21 protein-coding genes are annotated in these 18,606 nt (G+C 58.4%); 6 read left to right on the top strand and 15 right to left on the bottom strand.

The window, feature by feature from the left end; genetic code table 11:
- Positions 1 to 122 precede the first annotated feature (122 nt).
- Together HNQ95_RS32200 and HNQ95_RS32195 are read right to left on the bottom strand one after the other, a co-directional pair.
- Entirely contained in the window at positions 123 to 605 is a 483-nt protein-coding gene (locus HNQ95_RS32200; protein WP_182576136.1) for a hypothetical protein, read from the bottom strand.
- Between the two features lie 93 nt (positions 606 to 698).
- Complete coding sequence (locus HNQ95_RS32195; protein WP_182576137.1) at positions 699 to 1,247, bottom strand: toll/interleukin-1 receptor domain-containing protein; 549 nt, start codon at positions 1,245 to 1,247, stop codon at positions 699 to 701.
- Positions 1,248 to 1,472: 225 nt separating this feature from the next.
- On the opposite strand from HNQ95_RS32195, the gene HNQ95_RS32190 reads away from it, so the two are divergent.
- Entirely contained in the window at positions 1,473 to 2,027 is a 555-nt protein-coding gene (locus HNQ95_RS32190; RefSeq protein ID WP_182576138.1) for a recombinase family protein, read from the top strand.
- Between the two features lie 56 nt (positions 2,028 to 2,083).
- Here the strand turns inward: HNQ95_RS32190 and HNQ95_RS32185 are convergent, their stop codons facing one another.
- From HNQ95_RS32185 to HNQ95_RS32175, 3 genes are all read right to left on the bottom strand, one after another.
- The gene (locus tag HNQ95_RS32185; RefSeq protein ID WP_067965317.1) at positions 2,084 to 3,304 is read right to left on the bottom strand and encodes an ABC transporter permease; all 1,221 of its coding nucleotides are present in this window, start codon (positions 3,302 to 3,304) and stop codon (positions 2,084 to 2,086) included.
- A gap of 168 nt (positions 3,305 to 3,472) precedes the next feature.
- Positions 3,473 to 4,216, bottom strand: coding sequence for an ABC transporter ATP-binding protein (locus tag HNQ95_RS32180; RefSeq protein WP_182576139.1), 744 nt, complete (start codon positions 4,214 to 4,216; stop codon positions 3,473 to 3,475).
- Between the two features lie 2 nt (positions 4,217 to 4,218).
- Positions 4,219 to 5,592, bottom strand: a complete 1,374-nt coding sequence (locus HNQ95_RS32175; protein ID WP_182576140.1) for an efflux RND transporter periplasmic adaptor subunit — start codon at positions 5,590 to 5,592, stop codon at positions 4,219 to 4,221.
- Positions 5,593 to 6,047: 455 nt separating this feature from the next.
- Here HNQ95_RS32175 and HNQ95_RS32170 point away from each other — a divergent pair, with 455 nt between their 5' ends.
- Positions 6,048 to 6,299: a hypothetical protein gene (locus HNQ95_RS32170; protein WP_157097164.1), complete on the top strand. Its 252-nt coding sequence runs from the start codon at positions 6,048 to 6,050 to the stop codon at positions 6,297 to 6,299.
- Positions 6,300 to 6,414: 115 nt separating this feature from the next.
- Complete coding sequence (locus HNQ95_RS32165) at positions 6,415 to 6,663, top strand: hypothetical protein (RefSeq protein WP_083948695.1); 249 nt, start codon at positions 6,415 to 6,417, stop codon at positions 6,661 to 6,663.
- Between the two features lie 177 nt (positions 6,664 to 6,840).
- Here HNQ95_RS32165 and HNQ95_RS32160 read toward each other — a convergent pair whose 3' ends face one another.
- Together HNQ95_RS32160 and HNQ95_RS32155 are read right to left on the bottom strand one after the other, a co-directional pair.
- Positions 6,841 to 7,185 (bottom strand): DUF4339 domain-containing protein, encoded by a 345-nt coding sequence (locus HNQ95_RS32160; RefSeq protein ID WP_182576141.1) that lies wholly within the window; start codon positions 7,183 to 7,185, stop codon positions 6,841 to 6,843.
- A 40-nt stretch (positions 7,186 to 7,225) separates the two neighbouring features.
- Entirely contained in the window at positions 7,226 to 8,191 is a 966-nt protein-coding gene (locus HNQ95_RS32155) for a hypothetical protein (RefSeq protein WP_182576142.1), read from the bottom strand.
- Between the two features lie 101 nt (positions 8,192 to 8,292).
- Here HNQ95_RS32155 and relB point away from each other — a divergent pair, with 101 nt between their 5' ends.
- Positions 8,293 to 8,514 (top strand): type II toxin-antitoxin system RelB family anti-toxin, encoded by a 222-nt coding sequence (gene relB, locus HNQ95_RS32150; protein WP_182576143.1) that lies wholly within the window; start codon positions 8,293 to 8,295, stop codon positions 8,512 to 8,514.
- On the opposite strand, the gene HNQ95_RS32145 is transcribed toward relB, so the two are convergent.
- From HNQ95_RS32145 to HNQ95_RS32125, 5 genes are all read right to left on the bottom strand, one after another.
- Positions 8,502 to 9,017 carry a hypothetical protein gene (locus tag HNQ95_RS32145; protein ID WP_182576144.1) on the bottom strand — a complete coding sequence of 172 codons (516 nt, stop codon included), beginning with the start codon at positions 9,015 to 9,017 and terminating at the stop codon, positions 8,502 to 8,504. The genes relB and HNQ95_RS32145 overlap by 13 nt on opposite strands.
- Before the next feature lies 1 nt (position 9,018).
- The gene (locus HNQ95_RS32140) at positions 9,019 to 9,408 is read right to left on the bottom strand and encodes a DUF3768 domain-containing protein (RefSeq protein ID WP_210283900.1); all 390 of its coding nucleotides are present in this window, start codon (positions 9,406 to 9,408) and stop codon (positions 9,019 to 9,021) included.
- Positions 9,408 to 10,019 (bottom strand): hypothetical protein, encoded by a 612-nt coding sequence (locus tag HNQ95_RS32135; RefSeq protein WP_182576145.1) that lies wholly within the window; start codon positions 10,017 to 10,019, stop codon positions 9,408 to 9,410. Before HNQ95_RS32135 ends, HNQ95_RS32140 begins: the two co-directional genes overlap by 1 nt.
- 406 nt (positions 10,020 to 10,425) lie before the next feature.
- Complete coding sequence (locus tag HNQ95_RS32130) at positions 10,426 to 10,854, bottom strand: hypothetical protein (protein WP_182576146.1); 429 nt, start codon at positions 10,852 to 10,854, stop codon at positions 10,426 to 10,428.
- 147 nt (positions 10,855 to 11,001) lie between these two features.
- Positions 11,002 to 11,229, bottom strand: coding sequence for a hypothetical protein (locus tag HNQ95_RS32125; protein ID WP_182576147.1), 228 nt, complete (start codon positions 11,227 to 11,229; stop codon positions 11,002 to 11,004).
- Between the two features lie 576 nt (positions 11,230 to 11,805).
- Here HNQ95_RS32125 and HNQ95_RS32120 point away from each other — a divergent pair.
- Positions 11,806 to 12,267 carry a Ros/MucR family transcriptional regulator gene (locus tag HNQ95_RS32120; RefSeq protein WP_312871084.1) on the top strand — a complete coding sequence of 154 codons (462 nt, stop codon included), beginning with the start codon at positions 11,806 to 11,808 and terminating at the stop codon, positions 12,265 to 12,267.
- 197 nt (positions 12,268 to 12,464) lie between these two features.
- Here the strand turns inward: HNQ95_RS32120 and HNQ95_RS32115 are convergent, their stop codons facing one another.
- Positions 12,465 to 13,334 (bottom strand): hypothetical protein, encoded by an 870-nt coding sequence (locus tag HNQ95_RS32115; protein ID WP_182576149.1) that lies wholly within the window; start codon positions 13,332 to 13,334, stop codon positions 12,465 to 12,467.
- Between the two features lie 262 nt (positions 13,335 to 13,596).
- Complete coding sequence (locus HNQ95_RS32110; protein ID WP_182576150.1) at positions 13,597 to 14,334, bottom strand: hypothetical protein; 738 nt, start codon at positions 14,332 to 14,334, stop codon at positions 13,597 to 13,599.
- A 942-nt stretch (positions 14,335 to 15,276) separates the two neighbouring features.
- Between HNQ95_RS32110 and HNQ95_RS32105 the strand changes: the two genes are divergently transcribed.
- Positions 15,277 to 17,367, top strand: coding sequence for a putative bifunctional diguanylate cyclase/phosphodiesterase (locus HNQ95_RS32105; protein ID WP_182576151.1), 2,091 nt, complete (start codon positions 15,277 to 15,279; stop codon positions 17,365 to 17,367).
- A 353-nt stretch (positions 17,368 to 17,720) separates the two neighbouring features.
- On the opposite strand, the gene HNQ95_RS32100 is transcribed toward HNQ95_RS32105, so the two are convergent.
- Positions 17,721 to 18,464 (bottom strand): bestrophin-like domain, encoded by a 744-nt coding sequence (locus HNQ95_RS32100; protein WP_246765343.1) that lies wholly within the window; start codon positions 18,462 to 18,464, stop codon positions 17,721 to 17,723.
- Positions 18,465 to 18,606 lie beyond the last annotated feature (142 nt).

Here is an 18,606-nt window from a genome sequence, read left to right as displayed (position 1 = left end):
ATCGAAACGCGCCATGATCACCTCCCGCTGATTGCAGGAAGGGAATCACAACCGATGCCAAATGGGAATCCCGTTTATGGGTATGTGACCTAGAGTACGCATTTGACAATGGCGTGCCGCCCTTAACGAACGATCATCTGGAGACCTTTGCAGCACAGTTGGGAATTGGGGAATTTGAATTTCGTCGCACTCATTGGGCAATCAAAGAAGCCGATCTGTTCAGGGTGTTGCTGCGAAACCTCCAACCGCGACGGAACCGCCCAACGGTCTTTCAGATAGCCGAGCCGGAATTTGTCGAGCCGACTTTGATGTCGGCAATGATGCCTTTTCACCCCAATTTCACCCCAGTCTATGAAACTATCCAGAGGGTTGCTGGAGAATTCGGACTGAGGTGTCGACGCGCAGACGACATTTGGGAAAATCCGGCCGTAATGCAGGATGTTGTCTCCCTTATAGATCGATCCAGGATCGTCGTTTGTGATTGTAGTGGCCGCAACCCAAACGTTTTCTACGAAGCTGGCATCGCCCACACACTTGGCCGCGAAGTGATCCTTATAGTCCAGTCTGCTGACGATATCCCATTCGACCTCCGTCACCTTCGACACATAGCATATCTGAACAACGACGAAGGTCGGACTCACCTTGCGGGCCAGTTGCGAGCACGTTTGGAGTTTCTGGGGTGATGCACTTAGACGGAGCTAGCCCTCAATCCATTCTCTCAGGGGCATCGCCTCGTTAGAGACATGGTTCCAGACCATCCATTCTGGCTTGTCGTTCCCTTTGAAGGTTCCCCACACTACACGGTCGTAGATTCCGAGATACTCTTGCTCGGTCCAGCGGTATTCGAAGGCCTTCTCCGGCGCTGGAAAAATGGCGACATTTCCGGACCTTTTACATCCGTCTGCTAAGCCAAGCTCCCAAGGGACCCACTTGCTTTCCTTTATGTGGTCACTGGCAAAAACCATAAATTTCTTCGACGAAGATATTCTGGCCCGCAATGCTGTGGCAATTTCCTTTGGGGACTTCTCGGACAGAGTTGGGTCAAATTTGTCCAGATATACTGTGGCTCCATGGTTTTCGAGAATTAGGACGACACCCGGCATAACGTCATCATCTTTTGATGAATGAGACAGAAACGTTGCGTTTTGGGGGCTTCTTGTTTCTGCCTTTCTAACTCTTTGTAAGTTTTCTGATAATCTTTCCCGTCCTATGTTCAGTATTTCAGAACGTGTTACGTAGTTGACCATTTATCCCCCCAAAATGCCTGCAGCCCGGTTCACCTTCGGACAACTTGATTTGAGTCGCAAGTGCGAGAAGAACAGTTGAATGGCGGGCAATAGTTCAATGTCAGTCACAACAGGGTATACCCTTGCGTGACGTAACAGCGGGTCACTGAGTAGGCGTAACATCTGGGTTGACATCGACTATTTGTGACAGGGTAGCGTGATGCTTCAAAACCTTGAGGTTACAGCATGGCTCGCATTGGCTACGCCCGCGTCAGCACCACCGATCAAGACCTTGAAACACAGATCAATAAACTGAAGGCTGAAGGCTGCGAGGTCGTTCGGTCAGAGAAGGTGTCCGGCGCCAGTCGCGACGGGCGCAACGAGTTGGCCACCGTACTGGACTTCCTGCGCCCCGGCGATGAGTTGGTCGTCACTCGTCTTGATCGGCTCGGCCGCTCGACGCGAGACGTACTCAACCTCATTCACGAATGCGAACAGAAAGGGGCGGTGCTCACCGTGCTCGACCCTCACGTTTCGACCCGAGGCGAGATGGGCCAACTCGTCCTGACCGTGCTCGGCATGGTTGCACAAATGGAGCGACGATTCATCAAGGAGCGGCAGCGAGAAGGCATCGAGAAGGCAAAGGCCGCTGGAGTCTACCAAGGCAGTAAGCCTCGGATCGACCGCGCCACGATCTGTGAGATGCATGCTGAGGGCGTCGGGGCGACAGCGATTGCCAAAGCCGTCGGCTGCTCGCGAATGCAGGTCTATCGGGTTCTGCGTGCCTCTCCGGCTGGATAAGGTCCCAATGCCCCCCCTGGGCAAGACGGCAGTTCACTCAATTTTTCATGGCGGAGTTATTCATGGCGGAGTGCTTCCATCGGCTCTAGCCGAGCTGCTCTGGATGCCGGATACCATCCGAAAAGCAAACCGACCGAGGCGGAGAAAGCGATGGCGAGCACCGGCGCGTTGAGCCCAATGAAAATGGGCCATCCGGCGAGTCGGCCTGCTGCGATGGCGATCCCGGCGCCTAGAACGAGGCCTATCAACCCTCCAAGCAGGCAGAGCGTAATGGCTTCCATCAGGAACTGGGTTCGTATGTCCTTGCGTCGCGCGCCTATGGCAAGCCGGATTCCGACCTCGCGAGTGCGTTCGGTGACCGAGACCAGCATGATGTTCATGATGCTAATGCCGCCAACGAGCAGGGACACCGATGCGATCGAAGCCAGCAGCCAGGCAAATGTCGTTGTCGTGGCGTTGCGCAGTGCCATAGCCTCTGACGGATTGATAATAATGAAATCACTGTCGCGATCCGACCCTAGGCGGTGGTGCTGGCGCAGCAGTGCTTGGATTTGAGCAACCGCCGGTCCGACTTTTTCTTCACTTACTATCTTGGCAAGAATGTAGGCAACAGACTGGCGGTCGCCATCGTCGCCGCCCCCGAAGAGCCGCCTCTTTGCGGTGGAAATCGGAACAAATACGACGTCGTCTTGGTTTGTCCCCGCACCGGACTGGCCTTTGGCCGCTAGAACACCGATGACCTGAAAAGGTGCATTCAGAATCCGGACTTCGGCTCCAATTGGATTGCCTCCCTGAAACAGCTCTTGGGCGACCGTGTGTCCGATTAACACGACCTTGTCAGCACTACTTTCTTCTTTGCTGGAGAATTGTCGTCCAGCCGAAAGTGGCCAATCACGGACCACAAAATAGTCTACGGTCGTTCCATTGACGGTTGTGCTCCAATTTCTATTGCCACGTACTATCTGAGCGCGGCCGCGAACCGAAGGCGCGGCTGCCCGCACGGGAGGGAGCCCGGCAATGCCTCGGGCGTCGGACTCGGTCAGAGTGCCCAAGCGGGCACCGCCGCCGCTTTGACCTGCAATCGGCTCGATCACCAAGACATTCGCCCCGAATGATCGGATCTGTTCTTCGACTTGTGCTTTTGCGCCCGATCCCAGCGCGACCATCGCGATGACCGAGGCGACCCCGACAACGATGCCGAGCATGGTGAGAAAGCTGCGCAGCCTGTTCACCCAAAGCGCCCTGCGCGCGATGCGAAACCCCTCCCACCAGTTCACGTCACTGCTCCTGCGAATAGGGGACGCCAGACCTGATCGAGCTTCTCCCGGTCAAGTGAGCTTGAATGAGCAACTGTACATGATCCCCAAAAGCGGGGGACAGCCATCGTCTGCCTTGCTACCTACCCGTGCACGAACTCGAACGCTCTCCAATCACTACTTGAGGAACTAACCGAAGCCGGTCACGCCCCATCCACGTAATTTGCGCCCAGTCGACCCGGTCAGCACGCGATCAGGTACGTCCTGGTCGCCAATGATCGTGCCGTCTTGCAGCCTTATGATGCGCGACGCATGACTTCCGACGATCTCGTCATGCGTCACCATGATGATGGTACGTCCCTGCTCATTGAGATGCTGGAGAAGCGCCATGATTTCGTTGCCCGTCCGGCTATCAAGCGCTCCTGTGGGCTCGTCTGCAAGGATTAGCGCGGGGTCTGTTACGAGCGCCCGGGCGATTGCGATGCGCTGCTGCTCGCCACCTGAGAGTTGCAGCGGCCATCGTTGTGCTTTGTCAGAAAGCCCCACCTTGTCCAATGCTTCCGCCGCACGCAGCTCACGCTCGCGTCTACGCACGCCCGCATAAACGAGCGGCAGTTCTACATTCTCCAAAGCCGTGTTGCGGCCCAGCAAATTATATGACTGGAACACGAAGCCGATCCGACAATTCCGCAACCGCGCTGCGTGATCGGGCGACAGGTTCGCAGTATGCTCGCCCGCAAAAATCAGGCTGCCGGATGTTGGTCGGTCAAGTAAACCGATGATATTCATGAGCGTCGATTTACCGGAGCCCGAAGGTCCCATGATCGCCACAAACTCACCATCCATCAGATCGAATGACGCGTCGCGCAGGGCGACGGTAGTGGTGCTATCATGGCCGTAGCTCCGCGAGAGGGAAATGGCTTTGAGGAGCATGCTCAGAACCCAAGCCTGAAGCCGAACAATCGGTCTCGCGCTGCCTCTTCCGCTTCGCCTACGACGATTTGGTCCCCTTCCTTCAGGTCTCCGACGACCAAAGCGGCATAGCTCCCATCATCGTCACCAAGTACGACGCTTACCGGGACAGCAATCCGGGTCCCGTCAAGCGTCCACACAGTAGTCTGCACCCCATTGTTGCCGTTGCCGGGGGAGAGCTCCTTTGACCCATCAGCCACACTTGGCGCAAAGCGCAAAGCGGTCATCGGTATGCGGAGGACATCCCTGGCTTGCGATGTGACGACATGTACGGTTGCGGTCATCCCCGGAAGCAAAAGTGCTCCAGGATTGGTGGTCCCAAGAACGACAGTATAAGTAACAACGTTTTGCGTGACCTGCGGAGCCTTGCGAATGTCACGTACCATCGCGGAAAAACGCCGATCCGGATAGGCATCGACAGAAAACTGAGCCGCTTGGCCAACACGTATCTTGCCGATGTCCGACTCGTCCACGCGTGCATAGATGTCCATGCGCTGAAGGTCGCCAGCAATGGTGAACAAGACGGGAGCTTCGAGGCTTGCCGCCACCGTCTGACCCTCACTGACATTCCGACCGACGACGGTACCGTCGATAGGGGAACGAATTGTCGTGCGCTCAAGGTCAATCTCCATCGAGTGCTCGATAGCCTCCCTCTGACGCACGGTTTCAAGTGCGCTATCGAGTTCGGCTTGCGACCGTTCCAAATCAACCGCCGCTCCGGCCACAACCAGTTCGTGCGCGGCTACAATTTCCTCCGCCTCCCGCATTTCAGCAGCTGCTGAATCCCGTGCCGCACGTGCCAGTTCGGTCTGACTTTTGGATGTGTTGCCCATTTTCTGAAGCGAAGTGGACCGTTCGAATGTGTTGGCGGTGACCTCGGATTGCGCTCGGGCATTGTCCAGTCGGGCCATGAGAACTGCCCGCTGTGCCTCAGCGTTGCGAAGGTCGATCCGGGCGCGTTCCAATCTGGAGCGTTGGATTTTTACGGCGGCCTCAGCGACAGCAGTTGAGGCTTTGGATTCTGCGAGGCGTGCCTCAAAACTCTTGCGATCGAGTTGCGCCAGCGCTTGTCCAGCTTTTACGTTGGTATTGAAATCGACGAAAAGGCGCGCAACTTGCCCGGAAAGCTGCGTCCCCACCTCCACCGTGACGAAGGCATTCAGTGTTCCGGTCGTGGACACGGTTTGCACCACGTCGCCTCGTTCGACGGGTGCCGTCATGTAGCGCGTCGCGGCTGCGGCCTCCCGCCAAGGAGGCCATCCGACATTGCTTCCCATGCCATACACGGCCCCGACACCCAGAAGCACGACGGCGACGGATCCGACCAGCTTTCTCATTTGAGCTCACATTTGCCGGACAAAACAGCGCGGTACCGCCATTTTGCGTCAAGCTGCTACATGTCGACTTCCATTTGAGGTGTCGCCCATCCGAGCACACTATTCCAATGCGAGGCGCGTTTCCATAACGAGCGGTTGCGGAAGGTAGAGAAATTCAGGAGACGGCCACCGTCTTCAAGACGTCAACTCCGAATACGTGAAAGTAAATGGAGCTATATCAGCGGCAATAAAATGACCCAATTGGGGGATGTCACTGTCTTTTAGATCAATCTAACGATCTAGATAACAAAGAATCAATCGATTCGATGCGTCACGGATTCTTGAAAACTCTTGAAAATGCCGTTTAGTGGGCGTTAATTCTGCGTCGTTTCCGGTGACTTGTATCAGCGCGATTGCGAATGTGAATTCGGAATCGGCCGGAGACCTATTGGCTGTAAAGTGAGATGGAGGAAATGATGAAGAAGCTGACAAATACACTTCTCGCAACTGCCCTCGCACTTTCCATGGGCAGCACTTTTGCGCTGGCCTTCAATGCAGATGATACCAATCCTAATAACGACCAAGGCCAAGCGAAGGCAATCGCAAATTGCGTCGACAACATTGCCAAACAGAATGCAAATGGCCAGACGGGTTCCAACACCGGCAGCGCTAATGACAAGAAGCAGCTTAATACTGCCGTCACGAATTGTGATCAGTTCTGGAGCTGAACTTAGCTGTGATCTGCCCCCGGAGTTAGCCAACTCCTGAGAGGTTTAGATATCCAACGCAACGCACGCAGGGGGGCAGCGCCCCCCTGTTCTGTTTAAGCGCAAGGAGATGACAATGCGACGGACTATTCTGGCGCTCGCGGCGCTCGCTGCGACGAGTGATTTTGCGATGGCAAACGACACCACCAAGACAACGCACAAACCGACAATGTGCAGCCAAACCGTATCCGGGGAAAAGGTCGACTGCGGTTCAACGGGCTCGACCAGGGACGATCGCGGCCCGGCAACCACCAACTCCATCGGCGCGAAAAAGCCGCGGGTCGGTATCGACATCAACCCGTGGATCGTACCGACGTTCAACTGAACTTAGTTTCAGAATTGCCGTCCATCGACCGGTGGCCTTTTTCGTTGGGTCGCGTGCTTGGTCCAATTGAGCTGCGGGCCCGGACCGGAGACGCAATTTGAAGGTCACGGCATGGATTCTAGGGGCTGCGCGACGAGGCCGCGTTCCTGCTCCGCCCTTTAACAGCCTACTAGAGTTTCAATGCAACGAACGCAGGGGAGTAGCGCGCGCCCGACTTAATCCCTTGAGACTGATGATCCGCGCAACTGCACCCGTAGGGCGGCGTGTAGCCCGTCGCGACCTGCTGCGCGCCGACAGGCAGCGCAGTACGGCTGAAGCAGGCGTCGCGGCCAGCGGCGGCGGCATGCTGCCTGACAGCCTCACCAGCGGCGTTTGCGAGGCAAGCCGCCATTCGTTGCCGAAGGTCGCCGTCCATACCCGCGTTTCGAGCGGCAGCAGCCGATTGGCGAACATCAGCATCAGGTCGCTCTCAGGGATGGGTCCTCGCTGCTGGCCTTTGTCGGCAGAGTACCAGTCCGTCATTCATCCCTCGCCGCTTCGCTATTCTGTGCTGGCTGGCCGCTCACATGCCTCTGGCGCAGTTGCCCACCGTCTGGCTTGTCGGCTGGTCACTGGCGTCGAGGTCGAAAAAGGTGATTGTGTCTTGATCCAGCGGGATCGACACGAAGCGGCGGCGGTCACCCATGGACTGGTCAACGGCACCACCCATCAGCTCCTTTATTCGATCAAACGATTGCTGGTCCATGCCCATGGACTGCGCGGTCGCGCTACCGGCCATAGCCTGTTGGAATTGACGAGCATCGTAGACGACGCTGGCGACGTCGCCGTTCGCGGCATGCTGGATGTGCACGGGCTCAAGCACAGTACCGTTCACAGAGCCCGCTGCATCTTCGGCGATGCTGATGGAGACAGTGCGAAACTGCTCCTGACCGATGATCACCGGCACCCCCAGCACCTGATTACCCGATAGGCGGCACGTGTACGTCATCAAAGGTGGGCCGGACTGCCCCATTGCGTCGAGCGCCTGACTGAACTGGTCTGAGGTTGGAGCAGGAGCAGCATGACGCTCACAGTCAACGACCTTCGGCTGACCGTTGAGGACCGTCTTGCGTACTGGCATCAAGTAGAGCTGTGCATCTTTGAACGCGAGGCCAATCCGTTGGCCGTATGGGTTTCCGCCGTGCGACTTAACTTTCTCGACAAGTTCGCTACCGCCATGCATTTCGAGAAGGTGATCGACTGATACGCCAATCCACCGATTGGCCGGGTCAGGCTTGACCACGCCCTGAACCTTCTTGCCGCCAAACCAGAGAACATCATCGATGTAGGTCAACGTAAACGCGAAAAGGTCCTCACCGGACTCGAGAGGATCGACCGCCATGTCGGACCAACGGACATGGCAGGTCATGGTGTTGGTCGGCGACAAGCGGCTCTGAACCGCGTCGAACTCCTCGCTCCAAGCCGAGGACCAGCCAGCCATGCTGGCCAGCAAACCCACGGCCGCGCCGCGAACTCTTCTCTTCATCATAGGCGCCATCCCCTGCCCCATTGCAATTGTTTGCCCGTAAACCAGTGAATACATATTATAGTTGATAATCTCAACGCTCAAAATCTCCGATTGGTTGGTGCATGAACATGCGCAAACTGGTCGGGAGAAATTTTGCGCGGTTGCGTAAGGAGTCCGGCCTGTCGCAGGAGCAGGTGGCCGAGCGCGCCGACCTGACTCAGCAGTACATCAGTGGCATCGAGACGGGTAAACGCAACCCGACAATCGAGACCCTATACGCCATCGCGAAAGCCTTCGGCGTCAGCCACGTCGAGCTAGTCCTGCCGGACGGTCACGACGACTGAGCCCACGGAGGCGTTAGCTGGCTGTCGCCTGCTCCCATCGACACCAGCAGAGCCTCGACATGCTCGCGCTCGAATTCGTCGCCATCGCAGAAGGCAAGCAAGTACACGGCCTTCTCCTGTCGCTCGGCATCATTGCTGGCGGGATACCGGCACAGTCGAAGGAAGAGGTCTCGCTCGGTCTGGCTGACCTCGCCCAGCCGCTCGAGGTCAGTGAGTGCCGGAGCATGACCGAGCACGACAGCGTCGGTTCTCTTGCTGACGCGCCCAAGCTCCGAGTACGCCGCGCAGTGTGCGCACATGACCTGCATCAGGTCCGAAGACACCGGCTCCGTGGTGTCCACCAAGGCCAGTGAGCCAACTTGGGGAGTCGAGTCTACCGCGGCGTCCGTTCTGTCCTCGGCCATCGCCCGGCGCAAGGCAACCAGCGGCATCGCGAGCCACAGGGCCAGTGCCGACGCCGCCTGCAGGAGTTCACGCCGATCCGCTGTTGCGCCTGCTGCCATCTCAGTACTCCTCCGCGCACATTACGGTCAGCACTCGCCGCGTCTGTTGCGGGTCGGTCGGGTCAGGCGATCCGGCGGAGAGGTCAATGTCGTAGTATTCGATCTTCCAGAAGTAGCGGGCACCGTCCTGATCGATAGCGCCGAAGTCATGCTCACCATGTGGATCATTGTTGCTGTCGAACGCTTCGAAGGTCCGTATCGAACGCAGTAGCGCACGCCGCTCTATCTCCGGCAGAGCGGACACTCCCGCCGTCATCATGACCGTGCCCCCGACGAAACTTGTGCGGAAGGCATCGTTGAGCGCGCGAACCCTTGCCGCCCGAACAAAAGACCCGGCCGCTTCGGCAGCCGGGTTTGCATCACGTCCAGTCTGGCGCATCGCCGCCTCCATCAGGCCGATGCCTTGGGGTGCAGGAGCGCGATCTGCTCGGCCTTGCGGGTGAAGGGCGGATAGTCCAGCCAATCGCGCCAGCTCAGCCGGTAGACCCCCTCGCCGATCACCTCGACGACGCGGGCCTCGAAGAACCCGTCATCCTTGCCTTCGCGGGCCAGCACCAGCGACCCGACCGCGATCTTTGACCAGTCCTCCGGTCGGGTCGCCGTTGGCCGCTCCGGCATCGGCTTGGCGGCATCGGACGACGCGTTATCGCCGGTTCCTTTCTCGGTGGCCTTGGCGGGCCGTGGGATCATCACCGGTCGTGCTTTCAAGGGCTCGGGCAGATGGTTCAGTAGTCGCTCGAAGGTCTCGCCCTTCACGAACGGAACGAAGGCTCGACCGCTCGTGAACAGCTTGCCCTTGGGCAGCCGGACGGCGAGGTCGCGTAGCTCGTCGTCCTCCACCGGCAGTGCAGCCATGCCCATCAGCCTCGCGGCGTCCTTGGCTGGGGCGGCGTCCTCGCCGTCGAACCAGCTGGCATGGGCCTTTCCGGCGTCGTCACGCCCGAGCAGGATCAAGGCAGGCGCAACGGCGGGCGACAGTGGTGCGAGCGTAAGTTGGGTCATGAAGCATCCCTGAAAAAGAGAAGGGCCCCGAGTGGGGCCCTTGGTGAACATTCAGATTGTGTAGGTCGTATCGCCGGTGGCGCTCGATCAGCAGCGACTGCTGCTGCCTCAAAACTGCGATTGTGTGCATACCCCTGCCCGCCGACTGCGCTTAAGCATGGCCAACTCGCCATCCGAAGCACCCCCAATATATAGGAAAATTTTCCTCTAGTCAAGTCAAATCTTTGCGCAGCTCGGGTGCAACGGGTGATGGGCTGAATTGGACGTGCTCAAGGGGGGCTTTTGGATCAATCGCTTGAGAACCAATATGGAAGGCTCAAAGCCACAATGCGACGTCTGCTTACATGGATATTTCAATCAGAATGGGGAACACATCATACAGCCGCCCCTTACCTCGCCCCGTGCGTTATCTGTCATTCGTCCACAACCCGACAGCTAAGCCGACGAGTAGAGCCAAAACGCCAACAATATCGAGAGTCAAACCGCGAAATGTTACGCTGAACAACAGCAACGCGATAAGAAGCGCGCCCCAAAACGCTAGGGTCGCGAGCCTTACAGCCTCGACGCTACTACGTGGAAAGAAATATCGACTGGTCCACATGGCAATGCTGCCGATCACTATTCCCCTTAGAATTTCTGGGAACCACATCAGGCCGATCTCATGGAGATACGGTATCCACGATGAGCCACCTGTGAACAGATTAAACACGAACGTATAGAGCAAAACAGCAACGGCTGCGGGAATTGCCGCTGGCAAGACCGTCACAATGGCCACAAGGACCGCGGCTGCAGTGTTCTCCGGCGTTGTTTTCGCCAGCCCGTCGTCGAATGCCATCGTCGCCCCTCCAGTTTACTCGGAGGCTAGAAGTGGGTCGCTAAAAGGTCAATCGGCTCTGACAATTGGCGAACCTCGCGAGCAACCGGCCTCCACGAGCACTGCCAAGCTGCCCACGTAGAGGCATGCCACTACGAGCCGCCTCGCTTAACCTCGATCATCGGCTGGTAGCAGCCCGTCAAAGACCTCCAAGAGTGCAGCGGTAATTGCGGTGCCGAGCGCATTGCCTGTCGCCCTCAACGCCTCTTCATCCCCGTCACGCGCAGCCAGTGCGAGGGCCGTGCCCTGCTCGCCGACAATAGTTTTGGCGCGCTCAATTGCCCACAGCGCGAAATCGCTCCGGTTATCAACCACTACGGCGTCCGTCTCGTCCATCACATCTCACTCCGGGGCCACTTTCGGGGGCGGTATATCAGAGCCCACATGCCGAGCAATGCTCATCCGGACAGGGCCGACAGCCGGTTCCCCATAGTTCCGTGACAAGGGCCGGAATATGACGTTCTGAAGCCCAAGGGTCAGCTATGGGCTAATGCGGCCCAGTCCAGCCCGCACTGAGGCCGACACTCTGCCATGGAAGATGCGGACCCTCAGTTGATGCTGAGCCGGTCAACGCAGCGGTGACACGCACCTTCGGTCCCACCGAAAAGTGGTCGCCGGTCTGGCCTCCTCAGGCAAGCAACTACATAGCATCACACCCGCTGGTGACTACGGGACGTCAATCGCCAAATCTGGCGATAGCAAAGCCGTAAAGCCTGTAGCAGTCTTCTCTGAGATGACCAAGAACGTGTAGTCTGTGCCTGTCAGACGGCGCGGTAGGAGGAGTTCCGATGCGATTTTCCTGCAAGCAAAAGACGGCCGTCGTTCGAACCGAACATTTTTCACTCAATGGGTTCCGCCGCCGAGAGAACTCAGCTACGCGAATTTCAGGTTGTTTTTAGACGGAGAGATCTTGTGACTGATGTATTGACGAAGCCGACCAACCAGCTTGTCGAACTTACGGCCGATCTGGTGGCGGCTTACGTTTCGAACAACCCGGTTCCTGCAGGAGAACTCCCTGCTTTGATCGCAGAAGTCTATGCCAGCATCCACAAACTGGGCGCTGATGTCGTTCCGGAGAAGCAATTGTTAACGCCTCGGGTGCCAATCAAGAAAACGGTCACTCCCGACTACATCATCAGCTTGGAAGACGGCCAGCAGTACCGAACGCTTAAGCGGCACCTTACTCGCTTGGGCCTGACCCCTGACGAATATCGCATGAAGTGGTCACTGCCCTCTGACTATCCCATGGTAGCCTCCAACTATTCCGCAAGGCGCTCAGCGCTGGCGAAGGAACTCGGCCTTGGTCGCAAGCCTGCAGCCATGCAGGCGGCGAAACAAGCAACCAAGAGGGCACCGCGAAAGGCAATTTCTTAATCCCGCAATGAAGGATAGGCGGAAATACTCCTTGGCTGCCTCGATCAGCAGCAACAAGGTATCCGTAGGTGTGTTCCCCCCTGCCGAACCCGAGGTTCCGGCCACGCTCGCCCTCGGCGGTGAATTCGTGCTCACCTATACGCTGCCCCCTAAAGGGGAAGGTTCGCCATCCGCGGCTTCTACAAGCAGCGAAGGAGCTAAGCTATCAGGCGCTCAGTGATCTCGTTCTGCTTCATGATAATCTGCCGCGCCTCCGCCTGCGCGTCCGCCCAGATCGCAGCCCCCTCGCCGCCAGAGAGGCACAGCATCGGGATTGTTCGGGTCCCCATCACCTTGAGCATCTTGACTGCATCACCCTTCCGAAGAGGCCGCTTTTTCTGTTCAAAATCATCAGTCAATACCGTTGTAAATTCGCCGGTCTCTTCGTTCATTTCTTCGCGCTTGAGTAGGTAAACGCGGTAATCCCTCAACTGGCCCTTAAGCATGTAGATGATATCGGGTACGATACCTTCAGCATCAAGGGTTCGTTTATCTGCGGGTCTTTTACCGGGAATTAGGGCCTTATAATCTCGATTGACAGCGTCCACGACAGCCTCCACCGACCTCTTGTCGCATCCCCATGCGACAGCATGTACGTGCCAAGACACCGTCGTACTTCGAGTTCCGGGAACAATGCTGTAGTTGCTGTAATATGCCGCCTCCACGATGCCGATGTAGTGGAACCCTTCCAACAGTCCCCCAGCCCAGCTTTTAATCGTCTCTTGGTCGAAACCGGCAGCTTCTTCGAACGGTACCGCGAACTCCTTTGGCGACAGCGTAACGAAAAAGAACTCGCTGCCCGCCGATACCGCCTCGGAGGCCGCGAACGTTTTCAACGTGGCCCGCAAAAATTCAATCCGAGCCCGGTTGTTGGACGCTCGAAGCTCTTGGGCACCGCCCCGCTTCCAGCCTTCGACTGTGATTTCATCGACTAACCGGCGACCCCATTTGGTCAGGGCGTACTCGCGCAACTGCCGTTCAATACTTTTATGCTCTTCTCTGAAGCTTGCGAATGTGGGAAGTGCCATTGGGTCCTCTTTAGCCCGGCATATCGGGGCAACGAATGGAGAAAAGCGGTCGGCTCGGCGGTCAGCTAGGTGTCGCTTTAAGCGACACCCTGCCAAAGTAGCCATCTCAACACAGGTGCGAGCGAGTCTTAGCCAGTTGGCGGTCGCTGTGGCTGGCGCATCAGATTATCTGGCGAGGTATGCCAGTTCACAGCACACTCTTCATGCGCAATGCCGGGTGAAGCGCACTTCGCTACCGTGTACACTTCACCCGAAAATTGTATTACACGGTAGGCTTTTGTACTTTCCTGATCAGCTTGAGTAGTTTTGCCTCGACCAACAGTCCGTCTATGTTTTTGACGATGAGACTGACCTTTTGGCGCTCACCCACTTTCAGCGTTGAAAGCAATTTAGCAGAGACTTCATCCGGACACTGCACCGTCCACACTATTGGAGCTTCCGGCGCCCGGTTGCGGCGCGCCCTTTCTCGATTCAACTCTTCAATGCCGCCCCGCTTTTCCAGTTCGTCTACCACTTTGGCGGCTGGAACCTTATCTTCCAATAAGACTTGGAGCGCGCCAGCCAGCTTACTGACACGCCGTGTCGCTACGAGTCTTTCATCCTTCCCCAATGGAAAACCGACGGCGAAACGAACGGCGAAACGGAGAGCATCCGACTGGTCGGCGTCCTTTGGACGCCCGGAAAAGTCCGCCCACTCAGCGGCCCTGCAAAAGGCAAACCACTCATCTGTATCGGCGCAAAGACGCAACGCGGTCGCGTAGACGTTGGCAAGTTCTTCATGCAGGCGTTTTCGGTGCTGGCCTTCCATGCTGTTGAACGCCTGTCGGACGGCCATCAATTCGTTAGTCGCAGACTGCTTTTGCGGAATTGCTGTCTGCCCGCTAAGCGTGGACTTCCGCGTTTGCAAAGCCTGTGGGTGAGCCGAATAGCCCGCCTGCTTTTGCTTAGGTGCGACCTTACGAAGGCCAACGTTAGGGCTCTTTTTGTTAACGGGTATCATATTACTCTTCCTCTTTGCGAAGAGTGCCAAAGGGGACGATCCGCGCTGTGACACGCGGACCAAGCTCAGTCGATGGGGTGATTGGAATGCGCAACTTTTGACTCCAGCAATTGGAGCCGGATCGCGCGCATAGGCATGAGAAATGCCGTCCGCCGCAATCCGACTCGAGTTGAGATCGGACTTATGGCGAGACGGCCGTTCGAGCATCCGGAGGCGGGATGGTCATCCTGCCGTTGACCTCGTTCCCGCTGCTCGGCGAATTCAGAACAAGGTCGCTGTCTCAATGGCGAGCAAAACCGCCATTCTCATGTCGAACATGACCCGGGACCTACCGTATGGCCCGGCGCTGTCCTCTAATTGGCAATCGTCTTCTAAAGCTTCAAGTAGAGAGTCTAGATTTTTTCGTGTTTGACCAAATGCAGTCTGCTTCTGCAGCACGGACAGCAATGCCCGTTGGACAGAACCCTAAGTCGAAGCCTCGACTTTGCTACACACCGGTGATACACAATCGGTACGAAAGGGTTGGCCTTGCGATTGATTTTGCTAGGTTTTTTCTGCTCAATGCCCATTCCGCGTCTGGGCACCACTTCCTCCTTCTCTCAAAATTGCAGACGGTTTTGCCAGCGACGCGCGAGCGCATATGGCTCAACCCTTGCCGCAAGAACGTGACAAGGCCCGACGCAAGAACTCGGCAATCAGCTGCAAGCGGCGACCTGCGTTGACCTTCGCCCGCCGCACACCCCACCGGCACCGATCAGCTTTTCCGAAGAACAATCGTTCCACCTTGTACATTCCCGCCGTTTACTTCGCGCCTCACGGAGAAAAATGCGGGAATCTACCAATATTTCGGCGAATTACATCTTCAACCACTCCGATTTACATCGGATTCACCATTCATCTGCAATTTCACCTCCCGGGGGAACTTCTTGAGGAGGAAGTGGGATGGAGACGTCGCAAGACGACCGGGTAGGGCCCGGCTCGGAGCACCGGAAACTCGCGCATGGACTGATGCACAAGACCAAGGCGTCATATGTCGCGGCGCTGATTCTGATCGGCTCGCTGTCTACCGCCAGCTTCTTCCTGCTCAGCTCGGTCATTTCGGCCAACATCCAGAAGACAGCGCTGATCGAGCTCGGATCGCGGCAGCAATTGCTGTCTCAGCGCATCCTCCTGACCGCGACCGAGGCCTACACCGCCGAAGCGCAGTGGCTACGCACACAGGCGCGCCAGAACCTGACAGCGACCCTGGCCGCCTTCCTCGCCAACGAGAAGCTGCTGCGCGACGGCTCGCCCGACCCGCAGTCGCCGCTGTACCGGCTGGCACTGTCCGAAGAGGCGACCAAGCTGTTCGACGAGGCCCCCGGCCAGATCGACGCCTCGACGCGGATCCTCGCCCACACCGTCAACTCGTTCCTCGACATGCTTCCCACCTCGGTCTCGGCACCGATGCCTGACGACGCCGTGGCCCATTTCAGCGCGCTCAGGCTCTATGTCGCCGAAAAGGTCCGCCGCGAATACGAGACGCTGACCCGGCTGTTTTCATCCGAGGCGGCCGAAAAGGGTGCTGCCGTCGAGAAGATCCACCTGACCGTCTTCCTGCTCACTTTGCTTCTGCTCCTGGCCGAGGCCATCCTGATCTTCCGGCCGCTGGTGCGCCGGGTGGTGTCCTGCACCAGCGAGTTGCTCAAGGCGCGCGACCAGATGAACTTCGCCGCCAACCACGATGCGCTGACCGGCCTCTACAATAGGGCCTTCCTCAACGACTACATGGAAACGGCGCTTGCCACCGCCAAGCGCAAGGGCGAGATGATGGCTGTCATCCATCTCGACCTCGACCACTTCAAGACCATCAACGACACGATGGGCCATGCCGCGGGCGATGCCGTGCTGATCGAGACGGCGATGCGTCTTGTCACCGCCGTGCGCGATTCGGATGTGTGCGTGCGCCTCGGCGGCGACGAGTTCACCGTCATCCTCAACGACGTCGGCTCCCAAGCGGACGCCGTCGACGTGGCGGAGCGCATCGTCGCCGGGCTCAAGCAGCCGCTGGAATTCGCCGGGACATCACTGAAGCCGAGCGCCAGCGCCGGCATCGCGCTGTACCAAGGTGGCAATGGCACGGTCGGCGACCTGATCGTCAATGCGGACCTGGCGCTCTATCTCGCCAAGGCCGAGGGGCGTGGCGGCTACCAGCTTTTCGCAACGACCCTGCGCGACAAGTTCGAGGAGAAGGCCAATCTCGAACGCGAGCTGCGCGAGGCCATCGCAAGCCAGGCCTTCACCGTTCACTACCAGCCCCAGGTTTCGCTGCAGGGCGGCAAGGTCATCGGTGTCGAGGCGCTGGTGCGGTGGGAAATGGCGGGCAGGAACGTGTCTCCAGGCGAGTTTCTGCCAGTGGCGGAAAAGGCCGGGCTGATGCCGGCACTCGGCCGCATCGTCTTTGCCAAGGCGATTGCGACCGGTGCCGAATGGCATCGCGCCGGCATCGACTTCGGCCGGCTGTCGCTCAATGTTTCGGCGCAGGAGCTGCGCGAGGCGGATTTCGCCGGCCACCTGCTCGACCTGCTCAAGCAGGAAGGGCTGCCGACACGGCTGGTGGCGCTCGAAATCGTCGAAACGGTGATGCTCGACGACGAGAACACCGGCATCGGGCTGACGCTGAAGCGCCTGCGCAAGGCCGGCATTCGGCTGGAGTTGGACGACTTCGGCACCGGCTACGCTTCGCTCGCCCATATCAGCGCCAACGAGGTCGACAGGCTGAAGATCGACCGCCGTTTCGTCCGCGACATCGACAAGAACCCGGCCAACACCAAGATCGTCAAGGCGATCATCGAGCTGGCGCGTGGCCTGGGCATCTCGATCGTCGCCGAGGGTGCGGAGACCGACGTCGAGCTGTCCTGGCTCCACGACCTCGGCTGCCCTGCCGTACAGGGCTATGGCATCGCCTTCCCGATGCCGAGCACTCAGGCGGAGGCGTGGCTGGAGACCCACAGATCAGGAGCGCAGCGGACGGAGGCGATCCACGTCGCTTAGCGTTCTGACGCGCATCCAGACAAAGTCCGCCGCACACTTTTCCTGCAATCGCCCCGGCCGCAATCGCCCCGGCCGCAAGCGGCCGGTTCGGTCCGTTGATCCAGATCAAGGCGGCGTCCCGGCTATCGGTTCAAATCAGGACATGTCCAGACAGGAGAAATGACATGCCGACCGAAACCATCATCGTCGTTGCCGCCGTGCTTTCCGCCTTCGGCTTCTTCGCCGTGGCCCTTGCTTATGCCAGCCTGACGTCCGAGCCGGTGCGCGGCAAGCGCTGACGCCCGGCCGATCAAGTTGTCGTCTTTGCGCAATCCAGGACGGAAAACCGCCATACGGTTTTCCCTGGAATTGCGCTACAGCCGGACCTCGCCCAACGTCACCTGCGCAACGCCGACATAGGGGTTGGCGTGCAGCGCGAGGATCCACAGGCTGACGCCAGCGGTGACGGCAAAGATCAGGATCGCCTTCCTGCCGGCATGCGGCCTGTCGGCGTGGACAGCGCCGACGACGATCGCCGACAACATCGTCAGGAACAGCACCAGATACCATTTGAGCTGGTTGACCGAGCTCGTGCCGATGGCGAGACGTGAATTTCGGGCATCCTGCAACTCGTCGAGATCCTGCACCATCTGGCTGATGATCGGATCGGGATGACCCGCCTTCGCCAGGTCGATCATGGCAAGGCGGATGCCCTGCAGGGCCTGCTCGACAACAGGCTCGGGCGATCGGTTCGCATTCTGCCATTCCATCTGAACGACAGCATCCTTGTAGGCCTTGAGGCCTGCCATGAGCTCGGCCGAGGCCAGCGCTTCGGGCTTTGCCATGCCGGCCAGCCGCATCATCGAGGATCGCTCCGCGCTGGCCACCTGGCTGGCACGGGAATTAACCGACCAGACATCGGCGGCGGTGAAGCCCAGCGACAGCGCCCAGGCCGTGGTGATGGTGCCGACAAAGGCAGCGACCGGCATGGTCAGCGGGTTGTCCGCCGCCTGCCGGGCGAAAACCGCCAGGAACGCCGCACCAAGGAAGAAGGCTATGCCCCCGACAAGGATGAAGGGCAGCGTCATGATCAGCGGCGACCAGGCAAATATGTCCACGACGCCCCTCCCCAGAGCCATCCCTGAACCTGAATAGGCCAAATCGGCCGCCGCTACCAACAGAAAGCCCCGCGATTGCGGGGCTTTTGCGTTGTCGAAGGTGATGTGTGGTGCCGGTTGCGCCTACGAGCGTGGGCGTTCC

Source organism: Aminobacter ciceronei (genome assembly GCF_014138625.1).
Taxonomy (GTDB): Bacteria; Pseudomonadota; Alphaproteobacteria; order Rhizobiales; family Rhizobiaceae; genus Aminobacter; species Aminobacter ciceronei.
Note: the sequence above shows the minus strand (reverse complement) of the source record. Positions and strands in the feature narration are given on the sequence as shown.

Excerpts from the sequence above, each read along its gene's own strand:
- HNQ95_RS32195 (WP_182576137.1), bottom strand. The coding sequence starts at position 1,247 with ATGGTCAACTACGTAACACGTTCTGAAATACTGAACATAGGACGGGAA.
- HNQ95_RS32190 (WP_182576138.1), top strand. The coding sequence starts at position 1,473 with ATGGCTCGCATTGGCTACGCCCGCGTCAGCACCACCGATCAAGACCTT.
- HNQ95_RS32180 (WP_182576139.1), bottom strand. The coding sequence starts at position 4,216 with ATGCTCCTCAAAGCCATTTCCCTCTCGCGGAGCTACGGCCATGATAGC.
- HNQ95_RS32175 (WP_182576140.1), bottom strand. The coding sequence starts at position 5,592 with ATGAGAAAGCTGGTCGGATCCGTCGCCGTCGTGCTTCTGGGTGTCGGG.
- HNQ95_RS32170 (WP_157097164.1), top strand. The coding sequence starts at position 6,048 with ATGAAGAAGCTGACAAATACACTTCTCGCAACTGCCCTCGCACTTTCC.
- HNQ95_RS32165 (WP_083948695.1), top strand. The coding sequence starts at position 6,415 with ATGCGACGGACTATTCTGGCGCTCGCGGCGCTCGCTGCGACGAGTGAT.
- HNQ95_RS32160 (WP_182576141.1), bottom strand. The coding sequence starts at position 7,185 with ATGACGGACTGGTACTCTGCCGACAAAGGCCAGCAGCGAGGACCCATC.
- HNQ95_RS32155 (WP_182576142.1), bottom strand. The coding sequence starts at position 8,191 with ATGATGAAGAGAAGAGTTCGCGGCGCGGCCGTGGGTTTGCTGGCCAGC.
- relB (WP_182576143.1), top strand. The coding sequence starts at position 8,293 with ATGAACATGCGCAAACTGGTCGGGAGAAATTTTGCGCGGTTGCGTAAG.
- HNQ95_RS32145 (WP_182576144.1), bottom strand. The coding sequence starts at position 9,017 with ATGGCAGCAGGCGCAACAGCGGATCGGCGTGAACTCCTGCAGGCGGCG.
- HNQ95_RS32140 (WP_210283900.1), bottom strand. The coding sequence starts at position 9,408 with ATGGAGGCGGCGATGCGCCAGACTGGACGTGATGCAAACCCGGCTGCC.
- HNQ95_RS32135 (WP_182576145.1), bottom strand. The coding sequence starts at position 10,019 with ATGACCCAACTTACGCTCGCACCACTGTCGCCCGCCGTTGCGCCTGCC.
- HNQ95_RS32130 (WP_182576146.1), bottom strand. The coding sequence starts at position 10,854 with ATGGCATTCGACGACGGGCTGGCGAAAACAACGCCGGAGAACACTGCA.
- HNQ95_RS32125 (WP_182576147.1), bottom strand. The coding sequence starts at position 11,229 with ATGGACGAGACGGACGCCGTAGTGGTTGATAACCGGAGCGATTTCGCG.
- HNQ95_RS32115 (WP_182576149.1), bottom strand. The coding sequence starts at position 13,334 with ATGGCACTTCCCACATTCGCAAGCTTCAGAGAAGAGCATAAAAGTATT.
- HNQ95_RS32110 (WP_182576150.1), bottom strand. The coding sequence starts at position 14,334 with ATGATACCCGTTAACAAAAAGAGCCCTAACGTTGGCCTTCGTAAGGTC.
- HNQ95_RS32105 (WP_182576151.1), top strand. The coding sequence starts at position 15,277 with ATGGAGACGTCGCAAGACGACCGGGTAGGGCCCGGCTCGGAGCACCGG.